General features: G+C 32.7%; 14 protein-coding genes and 1 pseudogene. 10 read left to right on the plus strand and 5 right to left on the minus strand.

Annotated elements, in window-relative coordinates; translation table 11 throughout:
* The first annotated feature begins 10 nt into the window (after positions 1-10).
* Positions 11-1,150, plus strand: coding sequence for an agmatine deiminase family protein (locus ACIGHG_RS13050; RefSeq protein WP_396548821.1), 1,140 nt, complete (start codon positions 11-13; stop codon positions 1,148-1,150).
* Between the two features lie 344 nt (positions 1,151-1,494).
* Here ACIGHG_RS13050 and ACIGHG_RS13055 read toward each other — a convergent pair whose 3' ends face one another.
* Positions 1,495-1,848, minus strand: a complete 354-nt coding sequence (locus tag ACIGHG_RS13055; protein WP_336474272.1) for a hypothetical protein — start codon at positions 1,846-1,848, stop codon at positions 1,495-1,497.
* A 694-nt stretch (positions 1,849-2,542) separates the two neighbouring features.
* On the opposite strand from ACIGHG_RS13055, the gene ACIGHG_RS13060 reads away from it, so the two are divergent.
* Positions 2,543-2,719 carry a D-alanyl-D-alanine carboxypeptidase gene (locus tag ACIGHG_RS13060; RefSeq protein WP_396548823.1) on the plus strand — a complete coding sequence of 59 codons (177 nt, stop codon included), beginning with the start codon at positions 2,543-2,545 and terminating at the stop codon, positions 2,717-2,719.
* A gap of 330 nt (positions 2,720-3,049) precedes the next feature.
* On the opposite strand, the gene ACIGHG_RS13065 is transcribed toward ACIGHG_RS13060, so the two are convergent.
* Complete coding sequence (locus ACIGHG_RS13065) at positions 3,050-3,820, minus strand: alpha/beta fold hydrolase (protein ID WP_336474270.1); 771 nt, start codon at positions 3,818-3,820, stop codon at positions 3,050-3,052.
* A gap of 296 nt (positions 3,821-4,116) precedes the next feature.
* Between ACIGHG_RS13065 and ACIGHG_RS13070 the strand changes: the two genes are divergently transcribed.
* The 7 genes from ACIGHG_RS13070 to ACIGHG_RS13100 all read left to right on the plus strand — a co-directional run bounded on the left by ACIGHG_RS13070 (position 4,117) and on the right by ACIGHG_RS13100 (position 13,394).
* On the plus strand, positions 4,117-4,737 hold the full coding sequence (locus tag ACIGHG_RS13070; protein WP_396548825.1) for a recombinase family protein: 621 nt from the start codon (positions 4,117-4,119) through the stop codon (positions 4,735-4,737).
* A gap of 249 nt (positions 4,738-4,986) precedes the next feature.
* Complete coding sequence (locus tag ACIGHG_RS13075) at positions 4,987-9,774, plus strand: PA14 domain-containing protein (protein ID WP_396548827.1); 4,788 nt, start codon at positions 4,987-4,989, stop codon at positions 9,772-9,774.
* 63 nt (positions 9,775-9,837) lie between these two features.
* The gene (locus ACIGHG_RS13080) at positions 9,838-10,161 is read left to right on the plus strand and encodes a hypothetical protein (RefSeq protein ID WP_396548829.1); all 324 of its coding nucleotides are present in this window, start codon (positions 9,838-9,840) and stop codon (positions 10,159-10,161) included.
* Positions 10,136-10,324, plus strand: a complete 189-nt coding sequence (locus ACIGHG_RS13085) for a hypothetical protein (protein WP_396548831.1) — start codon at positions 10,136-10,138, stop codon at positions 10,322-10,324. The genes ACIGHG_RS13080 and ACIGHG_RS13085 overlap by 26 nt, the downstream gene beginning before the upstream one ends.
* 48 nt (positions 10,325-10,372) lie before the next feature.
* Positions 10,373-10,984, plus strand: a complete 612-nt coding sequence (locus ACIGHG_RS13090; protein WP_396548833.1) for a hypothetical protein — start codon at positions 10,373-10,375, stop codon at positions 10,982-10,984.
* Positions 10,985-11,513: 529 nt separating this feature from the next.
* Entirely contained in the window at positions 11,514-12,221 is a 708-nt protein-coding gene (locus tag ACIGHG_RS13095; protein WP_396548835.1) for an IS6 family transposase, read from the plus strand.
* Between the two features lie 624 nt (positions 12,222-12,845).
* Positions 12,846-13,394: a C40 family peptidase gene (locus ACIGHG_RS13100; RefSeq protein ID WP_396548837.1), complete on the plus strand. Its 549-nt coding sequence runs from the start codon at positions 12,846-12,848 to the stop codon at positions 13,392-13,394.
* Positions 13,395-13,613: 219 nt separating this feature from the next.
* Here the strand turns inward: ACIGHG_RS13100 and ACIGHG_RS13105 are convergent.
* A pseudogene (locus tag ACIGHG_RS13105) lies at positions 13,614-13,748 on the minus strand (IS6-like element ISPmar1 family transposase); the annotation flags it as partial.
* 59 nt (positions 13,749-13,807) lie between these two features.
* Between ACIGHG_RS13105 and ACIGHG_RS13110 the strand changes: the two are divergent.
* Positions 13,808-14,359 (plus strand): C40 family peptidase, encoded by a 552-nt coding sequence (locus ACIGHG_RS13110; protein ID WP_396548839.1) that lies wholly within the window; start codon positions 13,808-13,810, stop codon positions 14,357-14,359.
* A gap of 411 nt (positions 14,360-14,770) precedes the next feature.
* On the opposite strand, the gene ACIGHG_RS13115 is transcribed toward ACIGHG_RS13110, so the two are convergent.
* The gene (locus ACIGHG_RS13115; protein ID WP_396548841.1) at positions 14,771-15,478 is read right to left on the minus strand and encodes an IS6 family transposase; all 708 of its coding nucleotides are present in this window, start codon (positions 15,476-15,478) and stop codon (positions 14,771-14,773) included.
* Between the two features lie 219 nt (positions 15,479-15,697).
* Entirely contained in the window at positions 15,698-16,174 is a 477-nt protein-coding gene (locus tag ACIGHG_RS13120; RefSeq protein ID WP_396548843.1) for a hypothetical protein, read from the minus strand.
* Positions 16,175-16,322: the final 148 nt, after the last annotated feature.

Genomic DNA, 16,322 nt, shown 5'->3' on the forward strand with positions numbered 1-16,322 from the left:
AGATTATGAAATGAATAAGATAATTATACTGTGCTCAGGGGCTGTATTAGTAGCTGGAATCTTAACTGGATGTATTCAAAGTAAAGCTGATGAAAGCCAAAGTATAAAAGGACAAAGTGTAGGCAAATACTCAATGCCTGACGAAAGAGGCAAACATGAAGGTACATGGTTACAATGGCCTCATGACTTGACATATGGTAAAGGTTATAAAGAAGAGGTTGAATCAATTTGGATAGAGATGACAAGTGCTTTAAGCGAAGGGGAAAATGTTCATATTATTGCATATAATGAATACGAAAAGAATTATATTTCTAATCTTCTGTATGAGAAGGGTATAAATATGGATAAAATTGACTTTTATATTATTCCTACTAATGATGTATGGGCAAGAGATTCTGCACCGATTTTTGTATATGACAAGGATAAAAATATTAAAATCATGAACTGGGGATTTAATGGATGGGGCAAGAAAACCCCGTATAAAAAAGATGCATTAATTCCAAGCAGTCTTAGTAAGCAATTAGGTATGGAAAGAATTGATCTAACTGATGTAGTACTTGAAGGTGGAGCCTTTGAACTAGATGGTAAAGGTACATTTTTATCCACACGTAGTGCTGTCGTTAACAAAAACAGAAATCCTAAGTTATCAGAAGCAGAAATAGAGGAGTATATAGAAGAATATCTTGGTGCTACTAATTTTATTTGGCTAGATGGTGTCCCAGGTTTGGATATTACGGATTTCCATATTGATGGTTTTGCTAAATTTCATGATCAGTCTACAATTATTACAATGAAAGAAGATGATTTAGAGGAGTGGGGTGTTTCAAATAAAGATATTAAAACATTAATGAATGCTAAAAATGCCTTTGGCAAGCCTTATCAGCATGTGTATTTACCAATTAGTAAAAACAATGTAATTTTAGATAATGGAAAAGATTTGGGATACAAAGGTTCATATATAAATTTTTACATTGGGAATACAGTTGTATTAGTTCCGAATTATAATGATCCTAATGATAAAATAGCAAACGATAGAATCCAAAAACTATATCCTGAACGTAAAGTGATTGGAATTGATGTAAGAGAGCTGTATAAAAATGGTGGTATGATTCATTGTGTTACACAGCAACAACCGGTCAGTTTAAAGTGATAGAGTTTGTTACTGTGAATTCCAATATATTCAAAAGTTAAGTATAAAGGGCTACATTAATCTATATCAATTAAGGCTTGGAACCTTTCGGGTTTTATTTAAAATAAACTATGCGGGATAAATAATCCCAACGTACATAAAAAAGGAAGACTCTCTAAATTTGAAAGGTCTTCCTTTTTTATGTACGTCAATAATGTCTGCTAATGCTTATTGTGTGATTTGGTTCCATGGCTACATAGCCCACATTATAAAAGAAATACAGAAAGCTGCCAAATTTCAATCGAGATAACTAGTAATAACACTCATATAGTAAACCCCATTAAATGCGAATTCTTTAATAGGGGTCACCATGAACAGAATGGAACAACAGGGCTTGATGAACCAGTTTTAATGAAGTAATCAGGAGCAAAACCATTGTCTATATCGCCACCGTATCCTGTATCACCTACCCAATCCCAAACTGTACTTCCCTTATAAGATTCACCTCTTACATAGCAATATAAGTCGAGTTTATATCCGTCTGGAATATTTCTTTCAGTTCGTGTGCCATTTATCGTTGGAGTCTTACGAAGGTCTAGACCAGCACCATTTGTATTTTGTACTGGATATAGTTCAGCATGTGTTACCGTTTGATTAGAAAACAAAATAGAGCCGGCTATTGCGAAGGAGAAAAATGACAATAAGACTTTTTTAAACATATGTTGCCTCCTATTAATTAATTTGTAATGCTTATGAAGAATCTCCTCATGTTTATGATCATGTGATAGATTGCTTGGTACACACTAGGGGAATTCGTATAAAGTAAAAGAATTAATAGATTAAGTTAACGTATACGCTCCACAATCCAAAAATAAGACCGGAGAATTCGATCTTATTTTTCGCATAAGGAGAAACACTAGGATGATAACCGTCATGTTTGTATCATATTATATCAACTGTAAATTTTTAACACTAAAACTAGAAATAATAATGATATCCATATTGAGAAAATAAACACAAAAGTTGTTATAAATTGAATAAATCTGAATGAAAACTCTAGTAGGCCTGACGCGGCAAAAAAAAGAAAATTGTGCGTTAAGGAAATATTTTAAGTTATGAGCCTCTTTATAGGAATTTATTAAGGATGGAAAAACAAAAATAGGAGTCACTATACATGTCATTTTTTAAGCTGATGGCGATGTATGGTAAGATCTTTAAGGGGTACGGAAACGATTCGTAGATTGAGGGGCCACTTTGATGAAAAGTATATGCATTTTAAAAAAGAGGGTATTCGGATTAATTGGTTGTTAGGAGGAATGTAATTTTCTTTATTCTTACAATATATAACAGGATTTCTTATCCTCTTTTCCGAATATAGTTATTTTATTTAATAATAAAAAAGGAGAATACATAATGAAATTTCATCCATTATTTTCATTTATAGTTGGGGTACTTGTATGTTCTTTAGTATTTAATTTTTTCACCGGTAAATCTGATTCGGATGTCTTTTTCTTATTGATACTTGGGGCTATTCCGGGTTATCAAATTGGTAAAAATGAAATCAAAAAACAGATAAGCAATATAAATTAATCATGTCAACTTTACATGAGTACAATATAGGGCTACCGATCCATCGTTATCAACCTAACAAACATAAACTACCCCAAAATGATAAAGTGAAACTTTAATCAGTGGGGGTTTTCTTCATCCCGCACTGATTATTAGCCCTCCCAATCGGGCGCATGCCAGCAGTTTATCTCCCATCGAACATCTAGCCACTGGAGCTGGACAATGCTTTCGCTGAATTTTGAGGTGGGAGTATTACTGCCCACGAATAGCGGGATAAAATTGAGAAATTTTCATTTTTTATTTTGGGGTATTTCAAAATCTTAAGTTGATGAGCATGTATGGTGCCCCCTATTACAAAGTAGAATGTTTGTTATTATTTTTCACCATATCTAATATATCCCTTATTATCTCAACAACAACTTGAGGCTTATCAATATGTATTGCGTGTCCAGCATCTTCAACAATAATATGTTTTTTATTAGTCGACAAGTTAGCGAGCTCTCTTTGGAATTTCATCCAAGTAGCCATGGACTCCGTTGTATGAAAAGGCTGTAGTCCCCCTGTTACAACAATGAGTGGAATATTTCCAAGTGATTTAGAAGTACGAATTTGCTCTAAACTTTCTTCCACCTCAGTAAGAGAACCCTCCAAAGTAAATTGATTATAATAAGCCTCTTGAACTTCTTTTGTAAATAAAGAAGGTAATATTCTGTTCTGATCCTCATGAGTTGAGTCTAAGAGAACTACTCCTACTACTTCCTCTGGATAGGTGCTTGCGAATAATCTTGTATTTAAACCTCCAAATGAGTGTCCGACCAACACATATGGGGGTTTTATACCTGCTTTATTAAGTAAGATACGTAGATTTTCGACACTTTGTTGACTATGGCGAGGTCTTTCATTCATTTCACTTTTGCCAATACCGGCTCTATCATAAATAAACATTTTTGAGAACTTTGAAATATCATCTCTAATAGAATTCCAGCTTTCTAAAGTGGTTCCATATCCAGAATCAAAAACAAGGGTTGGACCTTCATTATTTATCCCTAACAATTCATAGTATAATTCAATACCACCTATATCTAGTTTTTTTCCTGTTTCATTCACAATAAATTTACTCATATCTACTCCCCATTCTTCATTTTATTTATTTAAAAATCCAAATTTAATAAGTTCAATTTAATTGAACTTATCGTAACATCCACAATTATATCAACATATTTCAAATGTAAATAAGTTGTATTTTTGAAATGAAAAAATCTACATTTTTAGCTATGTCATAAAGTATACCTTTACAGATACATAGAATACTATAAAAAATCACATCCATAAATGTCTATTTCTCACTTTACAGACATCTGTATTCTTCATATACCTTTACGGACAAATTTGGTAAAATTAACAGTGAGGTGTAGCATATGAAACATAAAAAATTTGGATATGTACGAGTTTCAAGTAAAGATCAAAACGAAGAACGACAAATTCAGAATATGAAGAATTTAGGGATAGAAGATCGGGATATTTTTATAGATAAAGAATCTGGGAAAAATATGGAGCGAGAGAATTACCAAATGCTAAAGCGTCTTGTTCGTACAGGAGATACGATTGTGTTTGACTCCCTAACAAGGCTTGGGAGAAATATGAACGATACATTAGAAGAATTTAGGTACTATGAAAAACATAGGGTAAATTTACAATTTATAAAGGAACCCTATATTAACGTCAATTACACTGGTGAAAGTACAAATGATGTCATTCAAAGCGCAATTCAAAAAGCAACTCTTACAATATTATCAGCCTTTGCAGAAAAAGAGCGTATTGATATTAAACAACGTCAAGCTGAAGGAATTGCTCTTGCCAGAAAACAAGGAAAACACTTAGGACGCCCCCCTGTCGAAATAACAGAAGAATTTATTGAAGCTTATAAGGAATGGAAATTCGGTTCGATTACAGCAGTAGAAGCCATGAAAAAGTATGGCATCAAACGTTCTTCTTTTTATAAGCTTGCTAAACAATATGAGGAAAAAACAAAAGAATAGTTTGTCTTATTAACGTTTTCGTAAAAAGAACTTGTAGTGATTGCTACAAGTTCTTTTTGTTAAACTCCATTTTGTTTGTTATTGACTATATGGTACCCCTAATAGTCTTTTATTTACTTTATTTTGAACAAACTTAATATTATTTGAATATATTCATAACGTTATATAAAACGTTATCCAAATATCATATAATATAGAAGATATGTTTTTTATTTCAATTAATTTAATGAAGGGAGTAATACGATAGCAATGTTATTTAAGAACAGCATTTTTAAGAAGTTAGCTATTATTTTCTTTGTAATGGCACTAATTATCCCACCTTTAAACGGATATGCAGCAACGAATGATACGTATGAACAAAAAGGTGGAGAAGTACATTATAACTGGGGGTATGGAGCGCCTTCGAGTGTGAAAAATGACAATTTCACAGCTAAATTTGATCAATCAAGAACATTAAATACAGGTGATTATTTTGTACAGGCACTAGCAGATGATCGGGTTCGGGTTGCGTTTGATGGAAAAAATGTAATTGACCGTTGGAATGATGCAGGTGGACAGATAGACCGTACTTTAATTACTAATGTAAAACAAGGGGATCATAAAATTCAAACTGACTATTATGAAAATACTGGTCAAGCCGCTATCTTTTCTGATATTGTACCATTTGATTCTTGGCTAGCTTATTATTATCCAAATACTAATTTAGATGGATACCCTGTTGATGCAAAAGTTATTGCACCACAAGGCGATGAGAAATTACTTGTAGAAAATAATGGGGAAGGATCACCGACTCCGAAAGTACCAACAAATAATTTTTCAGCTCGATATACGACAGTAAAACGGTTACCAGCAGGTGAATATATTATTCGCGGAAAAGCGGATGATGGTATGCGTGTATTTATTGATGGAAAACTCGTCATAGATGAATGGGATACCGGAAAATGGGATCAAGAACATACTAAAGAAATTACAATTCAGGATAACACAGCCGCTTGGGCTTTTGGATCTGCCAATGAAAAGGACACTCATTTAGTTGAGGTACAGTATTTAGAACTTGGTGGAGGAAGTAATGTTCAGTTCAATATCCAACCGTATAGTAAAGCTATACAATCTAATACTTGGATTGCAGAATACTATAACAATAAGGATCTAAAAGGTGATGCTATTGTTGTAGCAGGTAAAAACCCGCAAAATAAGATTGAAAATATTGACTTTGATTGGAAAGATGGTTCTCCAAGTACAAATATTCCAAATGATAACTTTTCAGCACGTTATACAAAATACGATGAATTTTCTCAGGGAGATTATATATTTGAAGCAAAGGCTGATGATGGGGTTCGCATATATGTGGATAATATGAAAGTTATTGATTCCTGGATAGGAAGTGCTGGAGACACGCGTAAAACTACCGTTCCTATGACTGCAGGTACTCATAAAGTGGTAATAGAATATTTAGAACTTAGTGGCAATGCGCTAATACAAGCACATTATTATAAAAATAAAGAATCACAAACAAATAATAATATTCCAAATAACAACCTTATTGGTAACGGAGACTTTGAAAGTAATCTAGAAAAACAGATATGGGAAAAAACTCTAAATGCGGGTGCACAACTTTTTAGGGATACAAAGGAAAAACCTCCTGAAGAATCTGGTTCATCTTCTCTTCGAGTTGATATATCTAAAGGAGAGTGGAGCCTGGCATCAACTACGTTAGTAGAGTATAAACAACGAGTTAAGGTATCCCCGAATCAAACATACTCTATGAGTATTTGGAGCAAAACAACAGGTGAAAATATCTCTGGTGATATTGATTTAACGTTCTATAAAGATGAAAGTAATGTTATAAATGACGAACAAAGCAAAAAAACATATCCAATTAAATCAAAAGAAAAGTGGAATAAAAGCGAAAATGTTTTCACCACTTCTCCCACAACAACATTTATAGAAGTTAAGATTCAAATTGGAAGGAATTTAGGAACATCTAGGGGGAGTATATGGTTTGACTCAGCTAATTTAAGAGCTATACAACCTAAGATCGTTGGACAAACAACAAAATTTAATAATTGGAAAGTAGACACTAGCACCCCTGGAACTGTTGGAAAAACTTCCATTGATATGAAAACAGTTACTTTAGATGATAAGCAATCTTATAAAATAGAGGTTCCTAAAGGCTCATTGTCATATGACAAATTTTTACCTAAATTAGTCCAAAGAATTCCTGTAGAACCTAATCAATCTTATAGCTTAGATACATTAATTAAAGGTTTAGGTAGTAATCTTAATTCTACTATTGAAGTTTCTTTAAAAGACGAGAAAAATTCTTCTATTTCAGATGATAACCCAAGATATGAAAAGCAAGTGCAGAATATATCAGATTGGAGAAAATACGGATTATTTTTCAAAACTTCTCCTACAACTAAATACATAGAAATTGTATTAACACCAAGTTGGACTTTCTTCGGTGAAACAAGCGGGGATATATGGGTCGGTAGTGTACTTCTATCTAAAATAGATTATAACAATATAAATTCAAATAATGTATTAAACGATGGCGATTTCGAAGAAGAAAATGCAGTTTCAAATTGGAAGTTTTTAAAATCCGATGAAAAAGGAAGTATATCTCAAAATAAAAATGAAAAATCACCTGAAAGTAAAGGTGGAAATTCATTATTACTAAAATTAAGTCAAGGTAAGTGGCTTGGAAATGATATTACTGCATATCAAGAAGTCTCTGTAGAGCCACTAAAGACTTACAAATTTAGTGCTTGGGCAAAAACAACTAATTCTAAAGAAATCGATCCACAGGTTGATTTAGAATTTAAAGATAGTAAAGGAAATGTTGTAGTAGATGCTTTGGAAACTAAAACAATGCATTTTACTCCTCAAGATAAGTGGGAAAAAAAAGAATTTACTTTCAAAACATCATTATCAACAAAAAAAATGCTTGTAAAATTATCAGCAAGTCGTCACCTTGCTAAAGAAAATTCTTATGGCACCATTTTATTTGATTCCGTAAATTTGACTCCTATTAATGGTTCTCAAATCAATTATCCTGACATTAAATTAACTGGAACAAATTTAATATCCAATAATAGTTTTGAATCAAACATAACTGACAGTTGGAAAAGTGAACCCTATAATGATTTAAGTACTTTGTCTCAAGATAAAACGATTCATGCACCACAAGGTATGGGCAATGCATCTTTAAAAATAGATGTTAAACCTAAGACCAATGATTATGGGAATGTAGTACTAAAACAGTCCGTTAAGGTGAAACCAAACCAAAGTTATGTTTTTGATAGTTGGATTAAGAGTGAAAACTTAAGTAATGCAGTTGTAAAAATGAATGTTGTCTTACACGGAAATAATGCTCCTGATTCAGAAAAATATATTTATAAAGCAATCTATATTCCTGAAAAATCGGATACAGATTGGTTTAATAAAAGATTGATATTTAAAACCTCTGAACAAATCACAGAAGCTGAAGTTATAATTCAAATCTCTTATCCAAATAACAAAGCAAGTGGAAAGGTTTGGATTGATAATCTTAGTCTTGTTGAGAATAATCAAGTAGGGGTTTGCGACTATTCACCATATGGGGGAATGGTTCCTTTTGTTCCAGATCACTCAGGGAATCAGACTATGGCTGAATTAGAAAGGCTTCCTAGAGAAATACAAGAAGCATTTGATGATATGAATGTTGCCATGGATAAAGTAAATGCAAGCTTAAAGCAAATGAATACAAGCTTGAAGCAAATAGAGCAAGCCATGGATAAAGGTTATGAACAAATAAATGGCGGTCTAGTTGAAATGAATAAGGCTATAAATCAAATCAATGAGGCTGGAAATGACGTTAACGGGATAATTAACCAGATGTTATTAGTATTTAATCAGATGAATGAAGGAATTGCCCAAGCAAATGAAGGCATGAACCAGATGAATGAAGCATTATACGGAGAAAATGGGCTAATTAATATATTTGGTGGAATGAATAAGGCAGTTGCCCAAGCAAATGAAGGCATGAACCAGATGAATGAAGCATTATACGGAAAAAATGGGCTAATTAATATATTCGATGGAATAAATAAAGAAAACCAAGGGTATTGGGAAAAATGGCAGCGTGACTTTAATAAGACTACAGCGGAAATGGATTGTAGTTTAGGTAATTTATCTAAGTCAATTGCTAATTTAAACGTGGGAATTTTTACTGGTAATGGGTCAGAGAAAGAAAAACAAGAGTTAGCGGATAAATTAAATAAAGCAATGCATAACATGAAAGATCCATTGGCAGAAAAAACGGTCGTAAAATATGAGTATAGTAATTTATCAAATAAAAATATAGATTTATCAGCTTTCGGTATTCCTAAAAGCGTGTCAGATCAATTGTTAACAAAAGAAAATGCCTCTATGGTAATTGAACTTATCCCTGTAGTGGGAAATGTAAAAATAGGAATTGATATGGCTAGTGGTTATAATATTATTACTAGGGAAAAGTATAGTGGTTCGGATTATGCGATAGGTACTATATCTATCATTGTAGGCGGCGAAGCGAAAACCATATCTAATATAGTTAAAGAATCAGAAATTAAAGGTATGAAAAAAGTCCTAGAACATGAGGGGGCCGTTGTTAAAGTTACGGAGACGAAAAACCTTGAAAAAGCAACACAAGGTACTTCAGGTATTGGGTGGAGCATGCCAAGAGGTGGAGGAGTTATCAATGGTCGTAAATATTCCGAGCATGCTTTAGAAAGAATGGCTCCTGATACTATAGAAATTAGAGCGGAACTTACTAAGAGGGCACGTGAAAGAGCTGAAAAAAAAGGATATAAGTTTGGGTCAGATAAATACATGGAGGAATTATCTAAAGTTGATCCTCGTGGTATGACCCCTAATGTAGTTGAAGATATTATCAAAACTGGTTCTCGTGTTCCAGGTGATAACCCCGGTACGTGGAAGTATATTAGAGAAGATGGTTACGTTATTATTAATGATAAAGGAGATGTTGTGACAGTTGTTCCTGCAAAGAAAAAATAATAAAAACTATTGTATTCTAGCAGTATAACTATAACATTTTGGTGCAGAAAGTAGGTTGGAAAATTGGATATTAAATATGATAAATATGAGTTATTAGAAATATTTGAGAGTGAACCTGAAGATTTTATTATTCCCGGTGCTGCAGTATATAAATATAGTAAAATGGATGATTTAGGATTTGAGTTAGTAATGATTATGTCAGTTTATGAAAATACTGTTAATTTAAAAATGCTCTATAAAGACAGACGTATATTTGATACTAATATGGAGTCTGTAGAACGAGTCTATTCTCGTAATGATACACTGCATATTCAATGTACAGAACAAAAAAAAGCTATTGAAGTGCGATTCAAGCCCCATTTTGCAATTAATATTAGAGAATTCTAATCACAAAACCGTAAATACAAAAGAATGGGATGGTTCAGACATATTCTTCTTTAAAAACTGGTTTGGGGTCATTATTGTGACAGAAAAAGTGAAAGAAATTGTTGAAAAACATAAATTTAAAAATATTAGATTTATAGATCTCACAGAATTTAGATTTGCTTAATACCAGCAACACCATTAATGAGATATATTTCTAAGTAGAAGGTGACAGATGATGAAAAGAAAAGATCTAATGACATTAAGTATAGTATCTAGTATTACACTTTTAGGTGCCGGTTACTTAACCTATAGTACAAGTGTTGATAAAAATAAAAGTAATGTAGTATATGCTGAATCTAATCAAAATTCTCCAAACAAACAAATAGAAGGAGAACATCTAAATTCAGAAAACAAGAAAGACACTACTAGTAATTCAACTGAGGAATCTGTAGAAACTCCTGTAGAACAACAAGCATATACATTAGAAGAAAAAGAAAACATAAAAAAATCAAAAGAAGATTCAAACGATGAAGTTGTAAAAAATTTTTTATATCAACTCTATAAGCAAGACAAATTGCTTCCATTAGCTTTTTCGGAAGCCGCTATAGGGAAAAATATAAGTAAATTAAGTCAACAAGAACTGCAGGAATTATCTCAAAAAATTTATACCACAATTACAAAGGGTAAACTTATTACAGATGGAAAAATAGAAAATATACAACGTCATGAAAATTATGATGTATATGCGGTAAAACTTAAATTAAAAACGGATACAGGAAGTTCTGAAGAAGTATGGGAACTAAAAATTGATAAAACCGGAAAAATAATCAATGAAATTAATTGATCTTCAATGGAATTAAAATTCGTTTAATTGCTTCTAAAATTAAGTCCCCCTCACTTACATAATGAGGGGGACTTTTATGTTATAAAACCAATAGTTAAGAACTAATTGCTCCTTTTTTTAGATAACTTTAGACTCTAAGTTATGACACCTATTTGTATACAGATATTACAACACTTCAAAAACAGATTCAAAACTTTTAAGTTATGAACATGGTTTTGTTAGAATTATATTTATTCCAGAATCTTGCGAGTGGAAGGGTTATCGCCAGCATTTTGGAAAAAAACACGCTAAGCAGTTTTGAAATAAAAGTAAGTAGTTTTAATAACGTTAAAAACATGTAAGATTTTATGCGAAAAATTGGGAGACATAGGGAACTATGGGGAGGCTGGAAGGCGCGACACAATAGAAATGTATAAAAAATTCCATATATTGATAGCAAGAAAAAAAGGCGGATTCCTGGTTCTGGTGCAAAAAATTTATAAAACTTGGACATACTGATATTATCAATCTACAAAAGGGTGTGATCAGTATGAAAAAGCAAAATTTATTTAAGTGGAAACATTATCAACCTGAAATGATTATATTAACAGTCAGATGGTACCTACGGTACAGCCTAAGCTTTCGTGATTTAGTGGAAATGATGGAAGAACGAGGCTTATCTATTTCTCACACAACTATTATGCGGTGGGTACATCAATATGGTCCTGAGTTAGATAAACGAATTCGGCGCTATCTTAAACAAACGAATGACTCCTGGAGAGTCGATGAAACATATATCAAAGTAAAAGGTCAATGGATGTATCTATATCGTGCAGTGGATTCCAAAGGAAACACGATTGATTTTTATCTCAGTGAAACAAGAGACACAAAGGCTGCAAAGCGCTTTTTCAAGAAAGCTTTGCAGTCTTTTCATGTTTCACAACCTCGTGTGATAACTATTGATAAGAATCCCGCCTATCCTGTAGCAATTGAAAAGTTGAAGAATGAAAAAAAGATGCCTGTGGGCATCCAAATAAGGCAAGTGAAATATCTTAATAACATCGTGGAACAAGATCATCGTTTTATCAAGAAACGAGTTCGCTCTATGTTAGGACTGAAATCACTTCGTAGAGCTAATTGCATTTTAAGTGGCGTGGAAGCTATGCATATGATGAGAAAAGGGCAACTTCACCAAAGGGTGAAGTCTGCCCGGAATGAAGCTGAATTCATTCATAAATTGTTTGGATTAGCTGTTTAACCTCTCAGTTAACAGAACATTGCCGTTCTATGTTTCTGGTAAAGTATTTTTGCACCAGAACCTTTTGGATAAATGTCTAGAGTTTTTTCTTCAATATAAAGGGCGTAAGATTTTTTAACGACTTTATCTTATTTTTTCGTTCGGTGAAGTATTTTTCATCCAAAATAAAGCTGTTTTATGTGCAATTTATCATTTAAAAACTACGCAAATTATCTCCTAAAGTTACACAGTGAAAATCTATTAAAATTTGATTGTCCCAAAAACAATCGTTTTTGAGACAAGAGAAAATGAAAACTTAGACGAATGAAGAAGTTTTATAAAAAACAAAAAGTCCGATTCGAAATCGAATTGGGAATAAAAGTAATTCTATGACCTATTTTTACACGTATCTCGGTTGTACCCCTTATTGTCGTTTCTGTTCTGTTACTACAGAAACCTCAAGATTGACTCTTTCTATGTCAAAATTTTCTTAGCGTATATTCTCGTTAAAATGTGGGCAGTACGCCTAAATGGTTTCCGTATTCTAACATAATTCGATGTTTTTTTAATTTGTTTAGAGGATTTTATAAAAAAAGGTCGAAATTTACTAAATTGTAAGAATATTTCAAAAAAGGGGAGAGTATTATGAAAAAAATTATAGCGGGAACTTTAGCATTTGGAATGGTAATTGGAGTTGGCAGCAGTTTCGCTTCTGCAGAAGAAACGGAGAGCATTCCTGTAAATGAAGATGTAGCAATCCAAACTAATTTTGAAACTATGAATATCGAATCTATAGAGATTCAATCCATAACTAATTCTCAATTTCAAAAGGTTTATGCGGCAATGAAGAAATACGAAGGAAAACCATATGTTTATGGTGGAGATAACCCAAAAACTGGATTTGATTGTTCAGGATTAATGAAATGGGGTTATGGTACACAAGGGATTAAATTACCACGTACTGCCCAGCAGCAATATGACTTTACTAAACGTATCAATAAAAACGATCTTCAACCAGGTGATTTAGTGTTCTTTAAAGGAACAAATGGGAATAAAAAAGGAATTACACATGTTGGTATGTTCATTGGAAACAATACATTCTATAACTCTAGTAGTTCAAAAGGAGTAAGTGCAGCTAAGCTAGATAATTCTTATTGGAAGAAACATATTGCCGGCTATGGAAGAATCAAATAAGGGTCCCATCAACTTAAGCATTTAATCTCTATTTTTAGAGTTAAAAGCACGTTACTATTCTCTTATACGGATAAGAAGGAATGAAGTGTTTTTTATAAATACGCATCAGAAACAGGAGTTATCTTTATTTGTCGAAGAATTGTATCAATATATATCTTTTGGTTTTGGTGCAAAAAGGTAAAAAATAAAAAAATACCGAATTCCTAATAGAACCGCCTGTTATGCTATTAATTCAAATAGCTGGTTAATAGAGATTGCTGTTTGGTATGATTTAAATCCTAATATAGAACGTATTCGTTTCTTAATAATACGATGGTCTTGTTTCATCATGTTATTTAGATATTTTACCTTTCTGGTTTAGATACCTACTGGTATCTTTACTAAAATGTACGAAATGGAATAGGGGGAATATTATGAAAAAAATCATAACAGGAACTTTAGCATTTGGAATGGTACTTGGAGTTGGCAGCAGTTTTGCTTCGGCAGAAAAAGTAAGTATCATTCCTGTAAATGAAGAGGCAGCAATCCAAACTAATTTTGAAACTATGAATATTGAATCGTTAGAAATTCAATCCATAACTAATTCTCAATTTGAAAAGATTTATGCGGAAATGGAGAAATATGAAGGAATAAAACGATATTTTCATGGTGGAAATAGCCCAAAAACTGGATTTGATAGTTCAGGATTAATGCAATGGGGGTATGGTACACAAGGAATTAAATTACCACGTACTGCCCAGCAGCAGTATGATTTTACTAAACGTATCAGTAGAAGCGATCTTCATCCTGGTGATTTAGTGTTCTTTAAAGGAACAAATGGGAATAAAAAAGGCATTACACATGTTGGTATGTTTATTGGAGGCAATAAATTCTATCACTCTAGTAGTTCACAAGGAGTAAGTGCAGCTAAGCTAGACAATTTTGATTGGAGGAAGCATATTGCCGGCTATGGAAGAATCAAATAAGGGGTCTCGTCATACCGCCATCAACTTAAGCATTTAATCTTTATTTTTAGAGTTAAAAACACGTTCTTATTCACATAAGAGAATAAGAACGTGTTTTTTATGAATACGCATCAGAAACAGAAGTTATCTTTATTTGCCGAAGAATTGTATTAATTCCTAGAAACGTACCTTAGAAACCCCATAACTCATTAATCAAATTCCATTTTATATAAATAATGTGACGGACTAAAGCAACACCCCTGTTATTATCCCAATAAAACAGTAAAATTTGAATTTACAGCTCAGTAAAATATAAAAATGGCACTCGAAAGGGGAATAAGAAGTTCATTAAATGTTTCTGGTTCCTTAGGGTTCTGGTGCGAAATTAGCTTAATAGGAATACAGAACAGTAAGCTCCTGTTAACTTTGAGATTAGGCGGCTAATCCAAATAACTTATGAATGACTTCAACCTCATTTTGGGCAGATTTCACCCTTTGGTGAAGTTGCCTTTTTTTCATCATATGCATGGCTTCGATACCTCTCAAAATCAAGGTTGCTGTACGAAATGATTTCAACCCTAACATGGAACGGACCCTCTTCTTTATAAAACGATGGTCCTGTTCCACGATATTGTTGAGATATTTACATTGCCGTATCTGTATGCCTTTAGGCATACGTTTCTCCTCTTTTAATTCTTGTATCGCCAGTGGATAAGCCGGATTCTTATCCACCGTAATGACGCGAGGTTTAGAAACATGAAAAGACCGCAAAGCTTTCTTGAAGAAGCGTTTTGCAGCCTTTGTGTCTCTTGTTTCACTAAGATAAAAATCAATCGTGTTTCCTTCAGAATCCACTGCACGATACAGATAAATCCATTGACCTTTTACTTTGATATACGTTTCATCGACTCTCCACGAGTCATTTGTTGGCTTAAGATGACGCCTTATTCTTTCATCTAATTCTGGTCCATATTGATGAACCCAACGCATAATGGTTGTGTGAGCGACGGATAATCCACGTTCCTCCATCATTTCCACCAAATCACGAAAACTCAGGTTGTACCGTAGGTACCATCTCACCATTAATAAAATAATGTCAGGCTGATAATGTTTCCACTTGAATAAATTTTGATTTTCCATACTGATCACATCCCTTTTTTAGAGTAGTAGTATCAGTATGTCCAAGATTTAGAGATTGCTTACAGCTATTTTGAAATTTTTGCACCAGGACCAATCTTTCTGTCCTTTACAATAAAACTTTTAATTACTTAGAAAGAATCTCTTTTTTCTATCCCTGTCGTACCAGTAAAAAAGAAAAATATCTCCAATCTGTTATTTCATATAACAAAGAATATCTTTCTAAAAATTTAAATCTTTAGCACTTTTAAAATACCTTTGAAATTTACTATCTATATCCTTATCCTTACTTAAAAGAAGTGTTAAAGACGAATCCCAGCAAACAATCTCAAGAACTGCGCTAGGGTGTTGTATTACAGGATTACCATTCCAAAAATTATTATTTCCACTTGCGTAAGGTTTAACGGATAATTGATTGATATTAATATTTATAGATTTATCAAATGCTGAAAAGACTCCCCAGATAAATTGTACTTCATAAGTATTAATAAATTGATTCAATTCTTCTCCTGTTATAAAAATTACATCTTGATTTACAATAGGATGAGATTCTATTATTCCTTTTTTAGAGTTAGTTACACATTCTAAATCTGTTACCAACCAATTAAATTCTAATTGTCTGCCTTGAAATGCATCAAAAATAATTCTTAAATCTGTGTGATATTTCATTTCTTCCACGTCTTCTAAAATAAAATTCAAAGTTTACCTCCTTAATAATATCCAGGATTTTATTGATTTTATAAAATCAATATATAAGTCGAATTTGATTTTCGCACTTTTAATTTTGGCAACTAAACTAACACGCAAATGCCCTTTATAAAACAAAGTATTTTATGTAACTTTGAAC

The organism is Bacillus sp. NPDC077411 (assembly GCF_044543425.1).
In the GTDB taxonomy this organism is placed as follows: domain Bacteria; phylum Bacillota; class Bacilli; order Bacillales; family Bacillaceae_G; genus Bacillus_A; species Bacillus_A bruguierae.

Bases quoted from the DNA above. Each gene is read 5' to 3' on its own strand.
- ACIGHG_RS13050 (WP_396548821.1), top strand. From the start codon at position 11: ATGAATAAGATAATTATACTGTGCTCAGGGGCTGTATTAGTAGCTGGA.
- ACIGHG_RS13055 (WP_336474272.1), bottom strand. From the start codon at position 1,848: ATGTTTAAAAAAGTCTTATTGTCATTTTTCTCCTTCGCAATAGCCGGC.
- ACIGHG_RS13060 (WP_396548823.1), top strand. From the start codon at position 2,543: ATGAAATTTCATCCATTATTTTCATTTATAGTTGGGGTACTTGTATGT.
- ACIGHG_RS13065 (WP_336474270.1), bottom strand. From the start codon at position 3,820: ATGAGTAAATTTATTGTGAATGAAACAGGAAAAAAACTAGATATAGGT.
- ACIGHG_RS13070 (WP_396548825.1), top strand. From the start codon at position 4,117: ATGAAACATAAAAAATTTGGATATGTACGAGTTTCAAGTAAAGATCAA.
- ACIGHG_RS13075 (WP_396548827.1), top strand. From the start codon at position 4,987: ATGTTATTTAAGAACAGCATTTTTAAGAAGTTAGCTATTATTTTCTTT.
- ACIGHG_RS13090 (WP_396548833.1), top strand. From the start codon at position 10,373: ATGATGAAAAGAAAAGATCTAATGACATTAAGTATAGTATCTAGTATT.
- ACIGHG_RS13095 (WP_396548835.1), top strand. From the start codon at position 11,514: ATGAAAAAGCAAAATTTATTTAAGTGGAAACATTATCAACCTGAAATG.
- ACIGHG_RS13100 (WP_396548837.1), top strand. From the start codon at position 12,846: ATGAAAAAAATTATAGCGGGAACTTTAGCATTTGGAATGGTAATTGGA.
- ACIGHG_RS13110 (WP_396548839.1), top strand. From the start codon at position 13,808: ATGAAAAAAATCATAACAGGAACTTTAGCATTTGGAATGGTACTTGGA.
- ACIGHG_RS13115 (WP_396548841.1), bottom strand. From the start codon at position 15,478: ATGGAAAATCAAAATTTATTCAAGTGGAAACATTATCAGCCTGACATT.